Source organism: Streptomyces bugieae (genome assembly GCF_036352915.1).
GTDB classification, from domain to species: domain Bacteria; phylum Actinomycetota; class Actinomycetes; order Streptomycetales; family Streptomycetaceae; genus Streptomyces; species Streptomyces endophytica.
On the sequence record NZ_JAZBJP010000030.1, the window covers coordinates 49,441 to 68,869 of the forward strand.

19 protein-coding genes are annotated in these 19,429 nt (G+C 66.3%); all 19 read left to right on the forward strand.

Annotated elements, in window-relative coordinates:
- Positions 1-373 precede the first annotated feature (373 nt).
- Entirely contained in the window at positions 374-3,856 is a 3,483-nt protein-coding gene (gene rpoB, locus V2J85_RS31580) for a DNA-directed RNA polymerase subunit beta (protein ID WP_330823507.1), read from the forward strand.
- 97 nt (positions 3,857-3,953) lie between these two features.
- Positions 3,954-7,853, forward strand: a complete 3,900-nt coding sequence (locus V2J85_RS31585) for a DNA-directed RNA polymerase subunit beta' (RefSeq protein WP_030413006.1) — start codon at positions 3,954-3,956, stop codon at positions 7,851-7,853.
- Positions 7,854-8,061: 208 nt separating this feature from the next.
- Positions 8,062-8,541, forward strand: coding sequence for a DUF1707 and DUF4190 domain-containing protein (locus V2J85_RS31590; RefSeq protein ID WP_261957043.1), 480 nt, complete (start codon positions 8,062-8,064; stop codon positions 8,539-8,541).
- A gap of 355 nt (positions 8,542-8,896) precedes the next feature.
- A complete protein-coding gene (rpsL, locus tag V2J85_RS31595; RefSeq protein ID WP_003948652.1) occupies positions 8,897-9,268 on the forward strand; it encodes a 30S ribosomal protein S12 in 372 nt (123 codons plus the stop codon).
- A 2-nt stretch (positions 9,269-9,270) separates the two neighbouring features.
- Complete coding sequence (gene rpsG, locus V2J85_RS31600; RefSeq protein WP_004571813.1) at positions 9,271-9,741, forward strand: 30S ribosomal protein S7; 471 nt, start codon at positions 9,271-9,273, stop codon at positions 9,739-9,741.
- A 39-nt stretch (positions 9,742-9,780) separates the two neighbouring features.
- Positions 9,781-11,901, forward strand: coding sequence for an elongation factor G (gene fusA / locus V2J85_RS31605; RefSeq protein WP_261957044.1), 2,121 nt, complete (start codon positions 9,781-9,783; stop codon positions 11,899-11,901).
- A gap of 166 nt (positions 11,902-12,067) precedes the next feature.
- Complete coding sequence (gene tuf / locus V2J85_RS31610) at positions 12,068-13,261, forward strand: elongation factor Tu (protein ID WP_261957045.1); 1,194 nt, start codon at positions 12,068-12,070, stop codon at positions 13,259-13,261.
- Positions 13,262-13,685: 424 nt separating this feature from the next.
- Positions 13,686-13,994: a 30S ribosomal protein S10 gene (rpsJ, locus tag V2J85_RS31615; RefSeq protein WP_003948644.1), complete on the forward strand. Its 309-nt coding sequence runs from the start codon at positions 13,686-13,688 to the stop codon at positions 13,992-13,994.
- Between the two features lie 18 nt (positions 13,995-14,012).
- Positions 14,013-14,657, forward strand: a complete 645-nt coding sequence (rplC, locus tag V2J85_RS31620; protein ID WP_030413011.1) for a 50S ribosomal protein L3 — start codon at positions 14,013-14,015, stop codon at positions 14,655-14,657.
- 8 nt (positions 14,658-14,665) lie between these two features.
- Positions 14,666-15,319, forward strand: coding sequence for a 50S ribosomal protein L4 (gene rplD, locus V2J85_RS31625; protein WP_261957046.1), 654 nt, complete (start codon positions 14,666-14,668; stop codon positions 15,317-15,319).
- The gene (rplW, locus tag V2J85_RS31630; protein WP_030413013.1) at positions 15,319-15,642 is read left to right on the forward strand and encodes a 50S ribosomal protein L23; all 324 of its coding nucleotides are present in this window, start codon (positions 15,319-15,321) and stop codon (positions 15,640-15,642) included. Before rplD ends, rplW begins: the two co-directional genes overlap by 1 nt.
- Positions 15,643-15,681: 39 nt before the next feature.
- On the forward strand, positions 15,682-16,518 hold the full coding sequence (gene rplB, locus V2J85_RS31635) for a 50S ribosomal protein L2 (RefSeq protein ID WP_006604876.1): 837 nt from the start codon (positions 15,682-15,684) through the stop codon (positions 16,516-16,518).
- Between the two features lie 12 nt (positions 16,519-16,530).
- On the forward strand, positions 16,531-16,812 hold the full coding sequence (gene rpsS, locus V2J85_RS31640) for a 30S ribosomal protein S19 (RefSeq protein ID WP_129279480.1): 282 nt from the start codon (positions 16,531-16,533) through the stop codon (positions 16,810-16,812).
- A 44-nt stretch (positions 16,813-16,856) separates the two neighbouring features.
- Positions 16,857-17,204 (forward strand): 50S ribosomal protein L22, encoded by a 348-nt coding sequence (gene rplV / locus V2J85_RS31645; RefSeq protein ID WP_009997296.1) that lies wholly within the window; start codon positions 16,857-16,859, stop codon positions 17,202-17,204.
- Positions 17,204-18,022, forward strand: a complete 819-nt coding sequence (rpsC, locus tag V2J85_RS31650; RefSeq protein ID WP_261957047.1) for a 30S ribosomal protein S3 — start codon at positions 17,204-17,206, stop codon at positions 18,020-18,022. The genes rplV and rpsC overlap by 1 nt, the downstream gene beginning before the upstream one ends.
- Before the next feature lie 5 nt (positions 18,023-18,027).
- Complete coding sequence (gene rplP, locus V2J85_RS31655) at positions 18,028-18,447, forward strand: 50S ribosomal protein L16 (RefSeq protein ID WP_004571829.1); 420 nt, start codon at positions 18,028-18,030, stop codon at positions 18,445-18,447.
- Complete coding sequence (rpmC, locus tag V2J85_RS31660) at positions 18,447-18,671, forward strand: 50S ribosomal protein L29 (protein ID WP_046927445.1); 225 nt, start codon at positions 18,447-18,449, stop codon at positions 18,669-18,671. The genes rplP and rpmC overlap by 1 nt, the downstream gene beginning before the upstream one ends.
- On the forward strand, positions 18,671-18,955 hold the full coding sequence (gene rpsQ / locus V2J85_RS31665) for a 30S ribosomal protein S17 (RefSeq protein ID WP_261957048.1): 285 nt from the start codon (positions 18,671-18,673) through the stop codon (positions 18,953-18,955). Before rpmC ends, rpsQ begins: the two co-directional genes overlap by 1 nt.
- A gap of 104 nt (positions 18,956-19,059) precedes the next feature.
- A complete protein-coding gene (gene rplN / locus V2J85_RS31670) occupies positions 19,060-19,428 on the forward strand; it encodes a 50S ribosomal protein L14 (protein WP_003998823.1) in 369 nt (122 codons plus the stop codon).
- The last annotated feature ends 1 nt before the right edge of the window (position 19,429 follow it).

Below are 19,429 nucleotides of genomic sequence, written 5' to 3' on the forward strand. Positions count from 1 at the left end.
TCGAGGCATGGATCGCCGACGAAGAGGGAAGCATCGGTGTGCGCCACTGGCGCAGGGCTTTCGGCAGGCGCAGGGCATTGAGAAGAACAAACGAGGGGATCCTCCGGCGCGACGGAGGACGCGACTTCCCGGAGGGAGAAGATCGGTATCACGGTGCTGAACCGGTCTCCGGAAACTCGCCCTGGACATCAGTGGGCCTTGTGGCTACACTGACCCTTTGCGCTGCCTGTTAGCTGCTCCCTGCCCGTCACCAGGGGCATATCCGAGCCCGAGCAAAGCTGGATGATCCGCCCTGACCTGGGCTTTCCCTCAGTCTGCTCGATTCGGGACCGGTACGCGCGTAGTGAGTCCGAGCCCTCGGAAGGACCCCCTCTTGGCCGCCTCGCGCAACGCCTCGACTGCCAATACGAACAACGGCGACAGCACCGCCCCGCTGCGCATCTCTTTTGCGAAGATCAAGGAGCCCCTCGGGGTTCCGAACCTCCTTGCGCTGCAGACCGAAAGCTTCGACTGGCTGCTCGGCAATGCCGCATGGAAGGGTCGCGTCGAGGCTGCGCTGGAGAGTGGGCAGGAAGTTCCCACCAAGTCCGGTCTCGAAGAGATCTTCGAAGAGATCTCCCCGATCGAGGACTTCTCCGGGTCGATGTCGCTGACGTTCCGCGACCACCGCTTCGAGCCCCCGAAGAACTCCATCGACGAGTGCAAGGAGCGCGACTTCACCTACGCCGCGCCGCTCTTCGTCACGGCGGAGTTCACCAACAACGAGACCGGTGAGATCAAGTCCCAGACGGTCTTCATGGGCGACTTCCCGCTCATGACGAACAAGGGCACCTTCGTCATCAACGGCACCGAGCGTGTCGTGGTGTCGCAGCTGGTCCGCTCGCCGGGCGTGTACTTCGACAGCTCCATCGACAAGACGTCCGACAAGGACATCTTCTCCGCCAAGATCATCCCGTCCCGGGGTGCCTGGCTGGAGATGGAGATCGACAAGCGCGACATGGTCGGTGTGCGCATCGACCGCAAGCGCAAGCAGTCCGTCACCGTCCTGCTCAAGGCGCTCGGCTGGACCACCGAGCAGATCCTCGAGGAGTTCGGCGACTACGAGTCCATGCGCGCCACCCTGGAGAAGGACCACACCCAGGGCCAGGACGACGCGCTGCTGGACATCTACCGCAAGCTGCGTCCGGGCGAGCCGCCGACCCGCGAGGCCGCGCAGACGCTGCTCGAGAACCTCTACTTCAACCCGAAGCGCTACGACCTCGCCAAGGTCGGCCGCTACAAGGTCAACAAGAAGCTCGGTGGCGACGAGCCGCTGGACGCCGGTGTGCTCACCACCGACGACGTCATCGCCACGATCAAGTACCTGGTGAAGCTGCACGCCGGCGAGACCGAGACGATCGGCGAGAACGGCACCACGATCGTCGTCGAGACCGACGACATCGACCACTTCGGCAACCGTCGTCTGCGCAACGTCGGCGAGCTCATCCAGAACCAGGTCCGCACGGGTCTGGCCCGTATGGAGCGCGTCGTGCGTGAGCGCATGACCACCCAGGACGTCGAGGCGATCACGCCGCAGACGCTGATCAACATCCGGCCGGTCGTCGCCTCCATCAAGGAGTTCTTCGGCACCAGCCAGCTGTCCCAGTTCATGGACCAGACCAACCCGCTGTCGGGTCTGACCCACAAGCGCCGTCTGTCGGCGCTGGGCCCGGGTGGTCTCTCCCGTGAGCGGGCCGGCCTGGACGTCCGTGACGTGCACCCGTCGCACTACGGCCGCATGTGCCCGATCGAGACGCCGGAAGGCCCGAACATCGGTCTGATCGGCTCGCTCGCCTCGTACGGCCGGGTCAACGTCTTCGGCTTCATCGAGACCCCGTACCGCAAGGTCGTCGACGGTCAGGTCACCGAAGAGGTGGACTACCTCACCGCCGACGAGGAGGACCGCTTCCTCATCGCCCAGGCCAACGCGAAGCTGACCGACGACATGCGGTTCGCCGAGCAGCGTGTCCTGGTCCGCCGCCGTGGCGGCGAGGTCGACCTGGTCCCCGCCGACGAGGTCCACTTCATGGACGTCTCGCCGCGCCAGATGGTGTCGGCCGCGACCGCCATGATCCCGTTCCTCGAGCACGACGACGCCAACCGCGCGCTCATGGGATCGAACATGATGCGCCAGGCCGTTCCGCTGATCAAGGCGGAGTCGCCGCTGGTCGGCACCGGCATGGAGTACCGCTGCGCGGTCGACGCCGGCGACGTCATCAAGGCGGAGAAGGACGGTGTGGTCCAGGAGGTCTCCGCGGACTACATCACCGTCGCCAACGACGACGGCACGTACACCACGTACCGCGTCGCCAAGTTCACCCGCTCCAACCAGGGCACCTCCTTCAACCAGAAGGTCGTCGTGGACGAGGGCGCGCGGGTCATCGAGGGCCAGGTCCTCGCCGACGGTCCGTCCACGGACGAAGGCGAGATGGCGCTCGGCAAGAACCTGCTCGTCGCGTTCATGCCGTGGGAGGGCCACAACTACGAGGACGCGATCATCCTGTCGCAGCGCCTCGTGCAGGACGACGTCCTCTCCTCGATCCACATCGAGGAGCACGAGGTCGACGCCCGTGACACCAAGCTCGGCCCCGAGGAGATCACCCGGGACATCCCGAACGTCTCCGAGGAGGTCCTCTCCGACCTCGACGAGCGCGGCATCATCCGGATCGGTGCCGAGGTCGTCGCCGGCGACATCCTCGTCGGCAAGGTCACGCCCAAGGGTGAGACCGAGCTGACCCCCGAGGAGCGCCTGCTCCGCGCGATCTTCGGTGAGAAGGCGCGCGAGGTGCGCGACACCTCGCTGAAGGTGCCGCACGGTGAGATCGGCAAGGTCATCGGCGTCCGCGTCTTCGACCGTGAGGAGGGCGACGAGCTGCCCCCGGGCGTGAACCAGCTGGTCCGCGTCTACGTCGCGCAGAAGCGCAAGATCACCGACGGTGACAAGCTCGCCGGCCGCCACGGCAACAAGGGCGTCATCTCGAAGATCCTGCCGGTCGAGGACATGCCGTTCCTGGAGGACGGCACCCCGGTCGACATCATCCTCAACCCGCTGGGTGTCCCGTCCCGAATGAACCCGGGACAGGTCCTGGAGATCCACCTCGGCTGGCTCGCCAGCCAGGGCTGGAAGGTCGAGGGCGGCGAGGAGTGGCAGCAGCGGCTCCAGGCGATCGGCGCCGACGACGTCGCGCCCCGCACCAACGTCGCGACCCCGGTCTTCGACGGTGCGCGCGAGGACGAGCTCGCCGGTCTCTTCGAGTCGACGCTCCCCAACCGCGACGGCGAGCGGATGGTCAAGAGCTCCGGCAAGGCCCAGCTCTTCGACGGCCGCTCCGGTGAGCCGTTCCCGGACCCGATCTCGGTCGGGTACATGTACATCCTCAAGCTCCACCACCTGGTCGACGACAAGCTGCACGCCCGCTCGACCGGTCCGTACTCGATGATCACCCAGCAGCCGCTGGGTGGTAAGGCCCAGTTCGGTGGCCAGCGCTTCGGTGAGATGGAGGTGTGGGCGCTGGAGGCTTACGGCGCCGCATACGCCCTCCAGGAGCTGCTGACGATCAAGTCCGACGACGTCACCGGCCGCGTGAAGGTCTACGAGGCCATCGTCAAGGGCGAGAACATCCCGGAGCCCGGCATCCCCGAGTCCTTCAAGGTGCTCATCAAGGAGATGCAGTCCCTGTGCCTCAACGTGGAGGTGCTGTCCTCGGACGGCATGTCCATCGAGATGCGCGACACCGACGAGGACGTCTTCCGCGCTGCGGAGGAGCTCGGCATCGACCTGTCCCGGCGCGAGCCGAGCAGCGTCGAAGAGGTCTGACGGGTCTGGCCGGGAGCTTCTGCCCAAGAAGTTCCCGGCCCCGCCCCGGACCCCGTACAGACCATCTAGATACGACCCTGAGAGGGATTGACGCATAGTGCTCGACGTCAACTTCTTCGACGAGCTGCGGATCGGCCTCGCCACCGCTGACGACATCCGTCAGTGGTCCCACGGTGAGGTCAAGAAGCCGGAGACCATCAACTACCGCACCCTCAAGCCCGAAAAGGACGGCCTCTTCTGCGAGAAGATCTTCGGCCCGACCCGGGACTGGGAGTGCTACTGCGGTAAGTACAAGCGCGTCCGCTTCAAGGGCATCATCTGCGAGCGGTGCGGCGTCGAGGTCACTCGCGCCAAGGTGCGCCGTGAGCGGATGGGCCACATCGAGCTGGCCGCTCCCGTCACCCACATCTGGTACTTCAAGGGCGTCCCGAGCCGGCTGGGCTACCTGCTGGACCTCGCCCCCAAGGACCTCGAGAAGGTCATCTACTTCGCCGCGTACATGATCACGTTCGTGGACGAGGAGCGCCGCACCCGCGATCTGCCCTCGCTGGAGGCCCACGTCTCCGTCGAGCGCCAGCAGATCGAGCAGCGCCGCGACTCCGACCTGGAGGCCCGCGCCAAGAAGCTCGAGACCGACCTGGCCGAGCTGGAGGCCGAGGGCGCCAAGGCCGACGTGCGCCGCAAGGTGCGCGAGGGCGCCGAGCGTGAGATGAAGCAGCTGCGCGACCGTGCGCAGCGCGAGATCGACCGTCTCGACGAGGTCTGGAACCGCTTCAAGAACCTCAAGGTCCAGGACCTGGAGGGCGACGAGCTGCTCTACCGCGAGCTGCGCGACCGCTTCGGCACGTACTTCGACGGTTCGATGGGTGCCGCGGCGCTGCAGAAGCGCCTGGAGACCTTCGACCTGGAGGAGGAGGCCGAGCGCCTCCGCGAGATCATCCGGACCGGCAAGGGCCAGAAGAAGACCCGTGCGCTCAAGCGCCTGAAGGTCGTCTCCGCCTTCCTGCAGACCCGCAACAGCCCCAAGGGCATGGTGCTGGACTGCATCCCGGTGATCCCGCCGGACCTGCGTCCGATGGTGCAGCTGGACGGTGGCCGCTTCGCGACCTCCGACCTGAACGACCTGTACCGCCGCGTGATCAACCGCAACAACCGCCTGAAGCGGCTTCTCGACCTCGGCGCGCCCGAGATCATCGTGAACAACGAGAAGCGCATGCTCCAGGAGGCCGTCGACGCGCTCTTCGACAACGGCCGTCGTGGTCGCCCGGTCACGGGCCCCGGCAACCGTCCGCTGAAGTCGCTGTCCGACATGCTCAAGGGCAAGCAGGGCCGCTTCCGTCAGAACCTGCTCGGTAAGCGAGTCGACTACTCGGCGCGTTCCGTCATCGTCGTCGGCCCGCAGCTGAAGCTGCACCAGTGCGGTCTGCCCAAGGCCATGGCGCTGGAGCTCTTCAAGCCGTTCGTGATGAAGCGCCTGGTGGACCTGAACCACGCGCAGAACATCAAGTCGGCCAAGCGCATGGTCGAGCGCGGCCGCACCGTCGTGTACGACGTCCTCGAAGAGGTCATCGCCGAGCACCCGGTGCTGCTGAACCGTGCGCCCACCCTGCACCGCCTCGGCATCCAGGCCTTCGAGCCGCAGCTGGTCGAGGGCAAGGCCATTCAGATCCACCCGCTCGTCTGCACCGCGTTCAACGCGGACTTCGACGGTGACCAGATGGCCGTCCACCTCCCGCTGTCCGCGGAGGCGCAGGCCGAGGCCCGCATCCTGATGCTGTCCTCGAACAACATCCTCAAGCCGGCCGACGGCCGTCCGGTCACCATGCCGACCCAGGACATGGTGCTCGGCCTCTTCTTCCTCACCACGGATGAAGAGGAGCGCGAGGTCAAGGGCGAGGGCCGGGCCTTCGGCTCGGTCGCCGAGGCGATCATGGCCTTCGACGCCCGCGAGCTCTCGCTGCAGGCGAAGGTCGACATCCGCTTCCCGATCGGTACGGTTCCGCCCCGCGGCTGGACCCCGCCGGTTCCGGAGGAGGGCGAGCCCGAGTGGCAGCAGGGTGACAGCTTCCGGCTGCGGACGACCCTGGGCCGTGCGCTCTTCAACGAGCTGCTGCCCGAGGACTACCCGTTCGTCGACTACTCGGTGGGCAAGAAGCAGCTCTCAGCGATCGTCAACGACCTGGCCGAGCGCTACCCCAAGGTCATCGTGGCGGCGACGCTCGACAACCTGAAGGCGGCCGGCTTCCACTGGGCGACCCGTTCCGGCGTCACCGTCGCCGTTTCGGACATCGTCGTGCCGGAGGCCAAGAAGGCCATCGTCGCGGGCTACGAGGCCCAGGACGAGAAGGTCCAGAAGCAGTACGAGCGCGGTCTGATCACCAAGGACGAGCGCACTCAGGAACTGATCAACATCTGGACCAAGGCGACCAACGAGGTCGCCGAGGCGATGAACGAGAACTTCCCCAAGACCAACCCCATCTTCATGATGGTTGACTCGGGTGCCCGAGGAAACATGATGCAGATGCGGCAGATCGCCGGTATGCGTGGTCTGGTGTCGAACGCGAAGAACGAGACCATCCCGCGTCCGATCAAGGCGTCGTTCCGCGAGGGTCTGTCCGTGCTGGAGTACTTCATCTCCACCCACGGTGCCCGTAAGGGTCTGGCGGACACCGCCCTTCGTACCGCCGACTCCGGTTACCTCACCCGTCGTCTGGTCGACGTCTCCCAGGACGTCATCATTCGCGAGGAGGACTGCGGCACCGAGCGCGGCCTCAAGCTGCGGATCGCCTCGAAGGACGCCGCCGGTGTCCTGCGCAAGGCGGACGACGTCGAGTCCAGCGTCTACGCCCGCATGCTGGCGGAAGACGTGGTCGTCGACGGCAAGGTCGTCGCCTCCGCGAACGTCGACCTCGGTGACGTGCTCATCGACCAGCTGGTCGCGCACGGCGTCGAGGAGGTCAAGACCCGCTCGGTCCTGACCTGTGAGTCCGCGGTCGGCACCTGTGCCTTCTGCTACGGCCGTTCGCTGGCCACCGGCAAGCTGGTCGACATCGGTGAGGCGGTCGGCATCATCGCCGCCCAGTCCATCGGTGAGCCCGGTACCCAGCTGACGATGCGTACCTTCCACACCGGTGGTGTGGCCGGTGACGACATCACCCTGGGTCTGCCGCGTGTCGTCGAGCTCTTCGAGGCCCGTACGCCCAAGGGTGTCGCCCCGATCTCCGAGGCGGCCGGCCGTGTCCGGATCGAGGAGACCGAGAAGACCAAGAAGGTCATCGTCACGCCGGACGACGGCAGCGACGAGACGGCGTACGGCGTCTCCAAGCGCGCCCGTCTGCTGGTGGGCGAGGGTGACCACGTCCAGGTCGGCCAGCCGCTGACCGTGGGTGCGATCAACCCGCACGACGTGCTGCGGATCCTCGGCCAGCGTGCCGTCCAGGTCCACCTGGTCGGCGAGGTCCAGAAGGTCTACAACAGCCAGGGCGTGGCGATCCACGACAAGCACATCGAGATCATCATCCGGCAGATGCTGCGCCGCGTGACGATCATCGAGTCCGGCGACGCGGAGCTGCTGCCGGGCGAGCTGGTGGAGCGCACGAAGTTCGAGAGCGAGAACCGTCGCGTCGTGGCGGAAGGCGGCCACCCGGCCTCCGGCCGTCCGCAGCTGATGGGTATCACCAAGGCTTCGCTGGCGACGGAATCCTGGCTGTCGGCCGCCTCCTTCCAGGAGACGACCCGAGTCCTGACGGACGCGGCGATCAACGCCAAGTCCGACAGCCTCATCGGCCTCAAGGAGAACGTCATCATCGGTAAGCTCATCCCGGCCGGTACGGGCCTGTCCCGCTACCGCAACATCCGGGTCGAGCCCACCGAGGAGGCCAAGGCCGCGATGTACTCGGCCGTCGGTTACGACGACATCGACTACTCGCCCTTCGGCACCGGCTCCGGCCAGGCGGTCCCGCTGGAGGACTACGACTACGGCCCGTACAACCAGTAATCCTGGTCCGTACACCGTCCACAGGGCGGCCATCCTCCGGGGTGGCCGCCCTGCGGCATTGGGGGCCGTGCGGGGGAACTTGTCCCCCCATCCCTGCGTCTGTGATGAGAAGATGGGGAGAACTGTCGAGCGGGGGGAGGGTCGCGACGTGGCATTCCAGCCGTGGCAGGGTGGACAGCCCGCGCAGCCGTGGAATCAGGTGCCTGCCATGCGTGCCTCGCACGCCGATCGTGAGCGGGCGGTCGATGTGCTCAAGGCGGGGTTCGCCGAGGGGCGGTTGTCGCAGAACGAGTACGAGCAGCGGCTGACCCGCGCCTACCAGGCGCAGACCCACGCCGAGCTGCAGATGCTGGTCTCGGACCTGCCGATGGGGCCGGTGCCGCAGGCGCAGTTCGTACCGCAGCGGCCGGTGCCGGCGACGTTCCTGCCGATGCAGATGCCGCCGCCGGTGACGACGAACAGCTCGGCGACGGGCGCGCTGGTCTGCGGCCTCATGACGCCGGTGACCTGGGGGCTGACCGCGATCCCGGCGGTGATCCTGGGCCACAAGGCGCGCGCCGAGATCCGCCGCACCGGAGAGCGCGGGGACGGGCAGGCCATCACCGGGCTGGTGCTGGGCTGGCTGGCGATCGGGGGCTGGTCGCTGATGTTCCTGGTGTGGATCCTGCTCGCGGCGGTCAACCTCTGACCCGTGTTGCGGCGGCGTTGCGCCTTCTTCCGTACGGGCCGCTCGCGCACTACGGTGGCGGCAGCGCCGTGACGAGTCCGGCGTGTCCTTCGCGTGTGCATTTGTTTTGACCGCAGCCAATGCGGTAGGTACGCTCTGACCTTGTGCCTGGGGTGTCCCTGGGCTGCCGTGCGCGCAATCTCCCAAGCCACCGGCCGGGAGGCCACCAGCACGGAAGCCGGGTCTCGACACCGCAATCTGCCGCCTTCCCGTTCCAGCGGGAATCGGACTGCAGTATTCGACACACCCGACCGCGTGGGTCGGGAGCGTTCCAGGTTAGCTTTACCGAGACTGGCACACAGAAACCGGAGAAACGGTGCCTACGATCCAGCAGCTGGTCCGCAAGGGCCGGCAGGACAAGGTCGAGAAGAACAAGACGCCCGCACTCGAGGGTTCCCCCCAGCGCCGCGGCGTCTGCACGCGTGTTTTCACCACCACCCCGAAGAAGCCGAACTCGGCCCTGCGTAAGGTCGCGCGTGTGCGTCTGACCAGCGGGATCGAGGTCACCGCTTACATTCCGGGTGAGGGCCACAACCTCCAGGAGCACTCGATCGTGCTCGTGCGTGGCGGCCGTGTGAAGGACCTGCCGGGTGTTCGGTACAAGATCATCCGCGGCTCCCTCGACACGCAGGGCGTCAAGAACCGCAAGCAGGCTCGCAGCCGCTACGGCGCCAAGAAGGAGAAGTAAGAATGCCTCGTAAGGGCCCCGCCCCGAAGCGCCCGGTCATCATCGACCCGGTCTACGGTTCTCCTCTGGTGACCTCCCTCATCAACAAGGTGCTGCTGAACGGAAAGCGCTCCACCGCCGAGCGCATCGTTTACGGCGCCATGGAGGGGCTGCGCGAGAAGACCGGCAACGACCCGGTCATCACCCTCAAGCGCGCGCTCGAGAACATCAAGCCGACCCTCGAGGTCAAGTCCCGCCGCGTCGGTGGCGCGACCTACCAGGTCCCGGTCGAGGTCAAGCCCGGCCGTGCCGCCACCCTCTCGCTCCGCTGGCTCGTGGGCTACTCGCGCGCCCGTCGCGAGAAGACCATGACCGAGCGCCTCATGAACGAACTGCTGGACGCCTCCAACGGCCTCGGCGCTTCGGTCAAGAAGCGTGAGGACACGCACAAGATGGCCGAGTCCAACAAGGCCTTCGCGCACTACCGCTGGTAGTCGCAACCCACATCGAGACCGAGAGAAGATTGAGCCACTATGGCTACCACTTCGCTTGACCTGGCCAAGGTCCGCAACATCGGGATCATGGCCCACATCGACGCGGGCAAGACGACCACCACCGAGCGGATCCTGTTCTACACCGGTGTTTCGTACAAGATCGGTGAGGTCCACGACGGCGCTGCCACGATGGACTGGATGGAGCAGGAGCAGGAGCGCGGCATCACGATCACGTCTGCCGCGACGACCTGCCACTGGCCGCTGGACAACGTCGACAACACCATCAACATCATCGACACCCCGGGCCACGTCGACTTCACCGTCGAGGTGGAGCGTTCGCTGCGCGTGCTCGACGGTGCGGTGACGGTGTTCGACGGTGTTGCCGGTGTGGAGCCCCAGTCCGAGACCGTTTGGCGTCAGGCGGACCGCTACGGCGTGCCGCGCATCTGCTTCGTCAACAAGCTCGACCGTACGGGTGCCGAGTTCCACCGCTGCGTCGACATGATCACGGACCGCCTCGGCGCGACCCCGATCGTGATGCAGCTGCCCATCGGTACCGAGATGGACTTCAAGGGCGTCGTCGACCTCGTCAAGATGAAGGCTCTCGTCTGGTCGGCCGAGGCCGCCAAGGGCGAGATGTACGACACCGTCGACATCCCGGACACGCACATCGAGGCCGCCGACGAATGGCGCGGCAAGCTCCTCGAGGTCGTCGCCGAGAACGACGAAGAGGTCATGGAGCTCTACCTGGAGGGCCAGGAGCCCACCGAGGAGCAGCTCTACGCGGCGATCCGCCGGATCACCATCGCCTCCGGCAAGGCCGAGAACACCACGGTCACCCCGGTGTTCTGCGGTACCGCGTTCAAGAACAAGGGCGTCCAGCCCCTGCTCGACGCGGTCGTGCGCTACCTCCCCTCCCCGCTTGACGTCGAGGCCATCGAGGGCCACGCGGTCAACGACCCGGAGGAGGTCGTCAAGCGCAAGCCGTCCGAGGACGAGCCGCTGGCCGCCCTGGCGTTCAAGATTGCGAGCGACCCCCACCTGGGCAAGCTCACCTTCATCCGCGTGTACTCGGGTCGCCTTGAGGCCGGCTCGCAGGTGCAGAACTCGGTGAAGGGCAAGAAGGAGCGCATCGGCAAGATCTACCGGATGCACGCGAACAAGCGTGAGGAGATCGACTCGGTGGGTGCCGGTGACATCGTCGCCGTCATGGGTCTGAAGCAGACCACCACCGGTGAGACCCTCTGTGACTCCGCCAACCAGGTCATCCTGGAGTCGATGGAGTTCCCGGCCCCGGTCATCCAGGTCGCCATCGAGCCCAAGTCCAAGGGCGACCAGGAGAAGCTGGGTGTCGCCATCCAGCGTCTCGCCGAAGAGGACCCCTCGTTCCAGGTGCACACCGACGAGGAGACCGGCCAGACCATCATCGCGGGTATGGGCGAGCTGCACCTCGACGTGCTGGTCGACCGTATGAAGCGTGAGTTCCGGGTCGAGGCCAACGTCGGCAAGCCGCAGGTCGCCTACCGCGAGACCCTGCGCAAGCCGGTCGAGCGCCTGGACTACACGCACAAGAAGCAGACCGGTGGTTCCGGTCAGTTCGCGAAGGTCCAGATCGCGCTGGAGCCCCTCGAGGGCGACGGGTACGAGTTCGAGAACAAGGTCACCGGTGGCCGTATCCCGCGGGAGTACATCCCGTCCGTGGACGCGGGCTGCCAGGAGGCCATGGAGTTCGGTGTTCTCGCCGGCTACCCGCTGACCGGTGTCAAGGTCACGCTGCTCGACGGCGCGTTCCACGAGGTCGACTCGTCCGAGATGGCGTTCAAGATCGCCGGTTCGATGGCCTTCAAGGAGGCCGCCCGCAAGGCCTCCCCGGCCCTGCTCGAGCCGATGATGAAGGTCGAGGTCACCACGCCCGAGGACTACATGGGCGACGTGATCGGCGACATCAACTCCCGCCGTGGTCAGATCCAGTCCATGGAGGACCGCAGCGGCGCCAAGCTCGTCACGGGCCTGGTTCCGCTCTCGGAGATGTTCGGCTACGTCGGAGACCTCCGCAGCAAGACGTCGGGTCGCGCGAGCTACTCGATGCAGTTCGACTCCTACGCCGAGGTTCCCCGGAACGTCGCCGAGGAGATCATCGCGAAGGCCAAGGGCGAGTAACTCCGGTCCCGTAAGAACCGGAGCGCAACACGCTTTAGGCTTGACACCGTCTGAGGGGGGTAATCCCCGCAAACCGTGAGGATTGCCCCCGTCAGCCGGCACCCCAGCAAAGATCACCTGGCGCCGATGAGTAAGGCGTACAGAACCACTCCACAGGAGGACCCCAGTGGCGAAGGCGAAGTTCGAGCGGACTAAGCCGCACGTCAACATCGGCACCATCGGTCACATTGACCACGGTAAGACGACCCTCACGGCCGCCATTACCAAGGTGCTGCACGACGCGTACCCGGACCTGAACGAGGCCTCGGCCTTCGACCAGATCGACAAGGCTCCTGAGGAGCGCCAGCGCGGTATCACCATCTCCATCGCGCACGTCGAGTACCAGACCGAGTCGCGTCACTACGCGCACGTCGACTGCCCCGGTCACGCGGACTACATCAAGAACATGATCACCGGTGCGGCGCAGATGGACGGCGCCATCCTCGTGGTCGCCGCGACCGACGGCCCGATGCCGCAGACCAAGGAGCACGTGCTCCTGGCCCGCCAGGTCGGCGTTCCGTACATCGTTGTCGCCCTGAACAAGGCCGACATGGTGGACGACGAGGAGATCCTGGAGCTCGTCGAGCTCGAGGTCCGTGAGCTCCTCTCCGAGTACGAGTTCCCCGGCGACGACGTTCCGGTCGTCAAGGTCTCGGCGCTCAAGGCGCTCGAGGGCGACAAGGAGTGGGGCAACTCCGTCCTCGAGCTGATGAAGGCCGTCGACGAGTCGATCCCGCAGCCCGAGCGCGACGTCGACAAGCCGTTCCTGATGCCGATCGAGGACGTCTTCACGATCACCGGCCGTGGCACCGTTGTCACCGGTCGTATCGAGCGTGGTGTCCTCAAGGTCAACGAGACCGTCGACATCATCGGCATCAAGACCGAGAAGACCACCACCACGGTCACCGGCATCGAGATGTTCCGCAAGCTGCTCGACGAGGGCCAGGCCGGTGAGAACGTCGGTCTGCTGCTCCGCGGCATCAAGCGCGAGGACGTCGAGCGCGGCCAGGTCATCATCAAGCCGGGCTCGGTCACCCCGCACACCGAGTTCGAGGCGCAGGCCTACATCCTGTCCAAGGACGAGGGTGGCCGCCACACGCCGTTCTTCAACAACTACCGTCCGCAGTTCTACTTCCGTACCACGGACGTGACGGGCGTTGTGACCCTCCCCGAGGGCACCGAGATGGTCATGCCGGGCGACAACACCGAGATGTCCGTCCAGCTGATCCAGCCGGTCGCCATGGAGGAGGGCCTGAAGTTCGCCATCCGTGAGGGTGGCCGGACCGTCGGCGCCGGCCAGGTCACCAAGATCGTCAAGTAAGACGATCCGCTCGACCTGGTAGCTCTCCGGAGCACTCCAAGGAGCCCCGCCCACCGCAAGGTGGGCGGGGCTCCTTGACAGTTGGGGGTCGATTGGCCTTGGGTGCCGGGCGTATGGCACACTGTCCAGGTTGCTCGGTTGAGTGCCGATGCTGCGCGCCTCCCGCCGGGAGGACCGGAAGCGAGTCCCAGGTATTCGTCGTCCCTTCTCAGGGCCGGAAATACGGGAATCTTCCGGGAAGCGTCAGCGGGGTGCCTCGGCCAGGCGCCCGGTGGGTGTCCTTCCCCCGCCTCCTCCTTCTTGAGGGATCTTCCGTGCGGAGATTTACGAGAAGGGGTGCGACACGCCCGACCGCGTGGGTCGGAGAAGGACGCGAACCTGCCGGGTCCCAGAGCGTTACGAGAGACAGGACTACGAAGTAGCCATGGCGGGACAGAAGATCCGCATCCGGCTCAAGGCCTACGACCACGAGGTCATCGACTCCTCGGCGAAGAAGATCGTCGAGACGGTGACCCGCACTGGTGCGTCGGTCGCGGGCCCGGTGCCGCTGCCCACTGAAAAGAACGTGTACTGCGTCATCAAGTCGCCGCACAAGTACAAGGACTCGCGCGAGCACTTCGAGATGCGCACGCACAAGCGCCTGATCGACATCCTCGACCCGACGCCGAAGACCGTTGACTCCCTGATGCGACTCGACCTCCCGGCCGGTGTCGACATCGAGATCAAGCTCTGAGGGTCGGTGATCTGAGAGATGGCTAAGCAGATCAAGGGCATCCTGGGCGAGAAGCTCGGTATGACGCAGGTGTGGGACGAGAACAACCGTGTTGTTCCGGTCACCGTCGTCAAGGCCGGGCCCTGTGTCGTTACCCAGGTGCGCACCAATGACCAGGACGGTTACGACTCCGTCCAGATCGCCTTCGGCGAGATCGACCCGCGCAAGGTGAACAAGCCCCTCAAGGGCCACTTCGCGAAGGCCGACGTCACCCCCCGCCGTCACCTCGTCGAGGTCCGTACTCCCGACGCCGGTGAGTACACCCTCGGCCAGGAGCTGACCGCTGAGACCTTCGAGTCCGGCGTCAAGGTGGACGTGACCGGCAAGAGCAAGGGCAAGGGCTTCGCCGGTGTCATGAAGCGTCACGGCTTCGGCGGCGGCAAGGCCTCGCACGGTGCCCACCGCGTGCACCGCAAGCCGGGCTCCATCGGTGGCTGCGCCACCCCGGGCCGCGTGTTCAAGGGCATGCGGATGGCCGGCCGTATGGGCAATGAGCGGGTCACCACCCAGAACCTGACCGTCCACGCCGTTGACGCGGAGAAGGGTCTGCTGCTCATCAAGGGCGCAGTTCCTGGTCCGAACGGCGGCCTCGTCCTGGTCCGTACCGCGGCCAAGGGGGCCTGAGGTAACCGATGAGCACCATTGACATCCTTTCGCCTGCTGGCGACAAGGCCGGGTCCGTCGAGCTCCCCGCGGAGATCTTCGACGCCAAGGTCAGCGTTCCGCTGATCCACCAGGTCGTTGTTGCGCAGCTGGCCGCGGCCCGTCAGGGCACGCACAAGACCAAGACCCGCGGCGAGGTCCGCGGCGGTGGCAAGAAGCCTTACCGCCAGAAGGGCACCGGCCGCGCGCGCCAGGGTTCGACCCGTGCGCCGCAGTTCGCCGGCGGTGGCGTCGTCCACGGCCCCGTGCCGCGTGACTACAGCCAGCGGACCCCGAAGAAGATGAAGGCCGCCGCGCTGCGCGGTGCCCTCACCGACCGGGCCCGCAACAGCCGCATCCACGTCGTTTCCGGCGTGGTCGAGGGCGCGGTTTCCACCAAGGCCGCCAAGGCGCTTCTCGGCAAGGTCAGCGAGCGCAAGAACGTGCTCCTGGTCGCCGAGCGCAGCGACGAGGCCGCGTGGCTGTCCGCCCGCAACCTGCCCCAGGTTCACATCCTGGAGCCGGGCCAGCTGAACACGTACGACGTGCTCGTCTCCGACGACGTGGTCTTCACCAAGGCCGCCTTCGAGTCCTTCGTGTCCGGCCCCAAGGCCAACGCTGAGACCGAAGGGAGCGACGCCTGATGACTGAGGCCGTCGTCACCAGCAAGACCTTCACGGACCCGCGTGACATTCTCGTCAAGCCGGTGGTTTCCGAGAAGAGCTACGCGCTGCTGGACGAGAACAAGTACACGTTCGTCGTCGACCCGCGTGCCAACAAGACCCAGATCAAGCAGGCCGTCGAGGCGGTCTTCTCGGTCAAGGTCACCGGGGTCAACACGATCAACCGGCAGGGCAAGCGCAAGCGCACCCGCACCGGTTACGGCAAGCGCGCCAACACCAAGCGCGCCATCGTGACCCTCGCCGAGGGCGACCGTATCGACATCTTCGGCGGCCCGGTCTCCTAACGGAGTCCGAGTCGTCCGGAATCGGACGAGGACTGAGAAATGGGTATCCGCAAGTACAAGCCGACGACCCCGGGCCGTCGTGGCTCCAGCGTCGCCGACTTTGTCGAGATCACGCGGTCCACGCCGGAGAAGTCGCTGGTCCGCCCGCTGCACAGCAAGGGCGGCCGTAACAACGCCGGTCGTGTGACCGTTCGCCACCAGGGCGGTGGCCACAAGCGCGCCTACCGCGTGATCGACTTCCGTCGTCACGACAAGGACGGCGTGCCGGCCAAGGTCGCGCACATCGAGTACGACCCGAACCGCACCGCGCGCATCGCGCTGCTGCACTACGCAGACGGCGAGAAGCGCTACATCATCGCGCCCCGTGGCCTGGCCCAGGGTGCTCGGATTGAGAACGGCCCTGGCGCCGACATCAAGCCGGGCAACAACCTGCCGCTGCGCCACATCCCCGTGGGTACGACGATCCACGCGATCGAGCTGCGTCCGGGCGGCGGTGCGAAGTTCGCCCGCTCGGCCGGTGCCTCCGTGCAGCTGCTGGCGAAGGAGGGCGCGATGGCCCACCTTCGTATGCCGTCCGGTGAGATCCGCCTGGTCGACGTGCGCTGCCGCGCCACCGTCGGCGAGGTCGGCAACGCCGAGCAGTCGAACATCAACTGGGGCAAGGCCGGCCGTATGCGCTGGAAGGGCGTCCGCCCGACCGTGCGTGGTGTCGTGATGAACCCGGTCGACCACCCGCACGGTGGTGGTGAGGGCAAGACCTCCGGTGGTCGCCACCCGGTCTCGCCCTGGGGCCAGAAGGAGGGTCGTACTCGCTCGCCGAAGAAGGCCAGCAACAAGTACATCGTCCGCCGCCGCAAGACGAACAAGAAGCGCTAGGAGCGGGTTTAGATGCCGCGCAGTCTCAAGAAGGGGCCCTTCGTCGACGACCACCTCGCCAAGAAGGTGGATGGTCAGAACGATGCTGGCACCAAGAACGTCATCAAGACCTGGTCCCGCCGCTCCATGATCGTCCCGGCCATGCTCGGCCACACGATCGCGGTGCACGACGGCCGCAAGCACGTCCCGGTGTTCGTCACCGAGTCGATGGTCGGCCACAAGCTCGGCGAGTTTGCGCCGACCCGCACCTTCCGCGGCCACGAGAAGGACGACCGCAAGTCGCGTCGTCGCTGATCGACCGGAGTGCGAAGACTATGACTGACACCGAAGGGACAACCATGGAAGCCAGGGCCCAGGCGCGGTACATCCGCGTCACGCCCATGAAGGCCCGCCGCGTGGTGGACCTTATCCGTGGCATGGATGCCACGGAGGCTCAGGCGGTCCTGCGTTTCGCCCCGCAGGCCGCGAGCGTGCCGGTGGGCAAGGTGCTGGACAGCGCCATTGCCAACGCCGCGCACAACTACGACCACACGGACGCCTCCACGCTGGTTATCAGCGAGGCGTACGTCGACGAGGGTCCGACCCTGAAGCGGTTCCGTCCGCGTGCCCAGGGCCGTGCCTACCGGATCCGCAAGCGGACCAGCCACATCACCGTGGTCGTCAGCAGCAAGGAAGGAACCCGGTAATGGGCCAGAAGGTAAACCCGCACGGGTTCCGGCTCGGCGTCACGACGGACTTCAAGTCCCGCTGGTACGCCGACAAGCTGTACAAGGACTACGTCAAGGAAGACGTCGCCATTCGTCGCATGATGACGAAGGGCATGGAGCGCGCCGGTATCTCCAAGGTGGAGATCGAGCGCACCCGTGAGCGCGTCCGCGTTGACATCCACACCGCTCGCCCGGGCATCGTCATCGGCCGCCGCGGCGCCGAGGCCGACCGCATCCGCGGTGAGCTCGAGAAGCTGACCGGCAAGCAGGTCCAGCTGAACATCCTCGAGGTCAAGAACCCCGAGACCGATGCTCAGCTCGTGGCCCAGGCCGTCGCCGAGCAGCTGTCCTCCCGCGTCTCCTTCCGTCGCGCCATGCGTAAGAGCATGCAGTCGACGATGAAGGCCGGCGCCAAGGGCATCAAGATCCAGTGCGGTGGCCGTCTCGGCGGCGCCGAGATGTCCCGCTCGGAGTTCTACCGCGAGGGCCGTGTGCCCCTGCACACCCTCCGTGCGAACGTCGACTACGGCTTCTTCGAGGCCAAGACCACCTTCGGCCGCATCGGCGTGAAGGTCTGGATCTACAAGGGCGACGTCAAGAACATCGCCGAGGTGCGCGCCGAGAACGCCGCGGCCCGTGCGGGCAACCGCCCGGCCCGTGGTGGCAACGACCGTCCGCGTCGCGGTGGCGAGCGCGGCGGCCGCGGCCGCAAGCCGCAGCAGACCGCCGCTGCCGAGGCCCCCAAGGCCGAGGCCGCTGCCGCTGCTCCGGCGGAGACCCCCGGAACGGAGGCCTGACCGACATGCTGATCCCTCGCAGGGTCAAGCACCGCAAGCAGCACCACCCGAAGCGCAACGGCATGGCCAAGGGTGGCACCGAGCTGGCCTTCGGTGAGTACGGAATCCAGGCCGTCACCCCGGCCTACGTGACGAACCGTCAGATCGAGTCCGCTCGTATCGCGATGACCCGTCACATCAAGCGTGGCGGCAAGGTCTGGATCAACATCTACCCGGACCGCCCGCTGACGAAGAAGCCTGCCGAGACCCGCATGGGTTCCGGTAAGGGTTCCCCGGAGTGGTGGGTCGCGAACGTCAAGCCCGGTCGGGTGATGTTCGAGCTGTCCTTCCCGAACGAGAAGGTTGCTAAGGAGGCGCTGACCCGCGCCGCCCACAAGCTTCCGATGAAGTGCCGCATCGTTCGGCGCGAGGCAGGTGAATCGTGATGTCGGCCGTTACCAAGGCGTCCGAGCTGCGCGAGCTGAACAACGAGGACCTCGTTGCGAAGCTCCGTGAGGCCAAGGAAGAGCTGTTCAACCTCCGCTTCCAGGCGGCGACCGGACAGCTCGAGAACCACGGCCGGCTGAAGGCCGTCCGGAAGGACATCGCCCGGATCTACACCCTGATGCGGGAGCGCGAGCTCGGCATCGAGACGGTGGAGAGCGCCTGATGAGCGAGAAGAATGTGACTGAGCAGAAGACCGAGCGCGGTTTCCGCAAGACCCGTGAGGGTCTGGTCGTCAGCGACAAGATGGACAAGACCGTCGTCGTCGCCGTCGAGGACCGCGTCAAGCACGCGCTGTACGGCAAGGTCATCCGCCGTACCAACAAGCTCAAGGCGCACGACGAGCAGAACGCTGCCGGTGTCGGCGACCGCGTCCTCCTGATGGAGACCCGGCCGCTGTCCGCCACCAAGCGCTGGCGCATCGTCGAGATCCTCGAGAAGGCCAAGTAATCCCTCCTAGGGGGACCCCCTAGGAACAGTTCCGCCAGGCTCGGCGAGAGGCGCGAAGCACTCGCGCTTCTCGCCGGGAACCGGCAGACATTCAGGAGATAGACGTGATCCAGCAGGAGTCGCGACTGCGTGTCGCCGACAACACTGGTGCGAAGGAGATCCTTTGCATCCGTGTTCTCGGTGGTTCCGGTCGCCGCTACGCGGGCATCGGTGACGTCATCGTCGCCACCGTCAAGGATGCGATCCCCGGTGGCAACGTGAAGAAGGGTGACGTCGTCAAGGCGGTCATCGTTCGCACCGTCAAGGAGCGCCGCCGTCCGGACGGCTCGTACATCCGCTTCGACGAGAACGCGGCCGTCATCCTCAAGAACGATGGCGACCCCCGCGGCACCCGCATCTTCGGCCCCGTGGGCCGGGAACTGCGCGAGAAGAAGTTCATGAAGATCATCTCGCTCGCGCCGGAGGTGCTGTAAC

Excerpts from the sequence above, each read along its gene's own strand:
- V2J85_RS31590 (WP_261957043.1), top strand. The coding sequence starts at position 8,062 with ATGCGTGCCTCGCACGCCGATCGTGAGCGGGCGGTCGATGTGCTCAAG.
- rpsG (WP_004571813.1), top strand. The coding sequence starts at position 9,271 with ATGCCTCGTAAGGGCCCCGCCCCGAAGCGCCCGGTCATCATCGACCCG.
- fusA (WP_261957044.1), top strand. The coding sequence starts at position 9,781 with ATGGCTACCACTTCGCTTGACCTGGCCAAGGTCCGCAACATCGGGATC.
- rpsJ (WP_003948644.1), top strand. The coding sequence starts at position 13,686 with ATGGCGGGACAGAAGATCCGCATCCGGCTCAAGGCCTACGACCACGAG.
- rplC (WP_030413011.1), top strand. The coding sequence starts at position 14,013 with ATGGCTAAGCAGATCAAGGGCATCCTGGGCGAGAAGCTCGGTATGACG.
- rplD (WP_261957046.1), top strand. The coding sequence starts at position 14,666 with ATGAGCACCATTGACATCCTTTCGCCTGCTGGCGACAAGGCCGGGTCC.
- rplW (WP_030413013.1), top strand. The coding sequence starts at position 15,319 with ATGACTGAGGCCGTCGTCACCAGCAAGACCTTCACGGACCCGCGTGAC.
- rplB (WP_006604876.1), top strand. The coding sequence starts at position 15,682 with ATGGGTATCCGCAAGTACAAGCCGACGACCCCGGGCCGTCGTGGCTCC.
- rpsS (WP_129279480.1), top strand. The coding sequence starts at position 16,531 with ATGCCGCGCAGTCTCAAGAAGGGGCCCTTCGTCGACGACCACCTCGCC.
- rplV (WP_009997296.1), top strand. The coding sequence starts at position 16,857 with ATGGAAGCCAGGGCCCAGGCGCGGTACATCCGCGTCACGCCCATGAAG.
- rpsC (WP_261957047.1), top strand. The coding sequence starts at position 17,204 with ATGGGCCAGAAGGTAAACCCGCACGGGTTCCGGCTCGGCGTCACGACG.
- rplP (WP_004571829.1), top strand. The coding sequence starts at position 18,028 with ATGCTGATCCCTCGCAGGGTCAAGCACCGCAAGCAGCACCACCCGAAG.
- rpmC (WP_046927445.1), top strand. The coding sequence starts at position 18,447 with ATGTCGGCCGTTACCAAGGCGTCCGAGCTGCGCGAGCTGAACAACGAG.
- rpsQ (WP_261957048.1), top strand. The coding sequence starts at position 18,671 with ATGAGCGAGAAGAATGTGACTGAGCAGAAGACCGAGCGCGGTTTCCGC.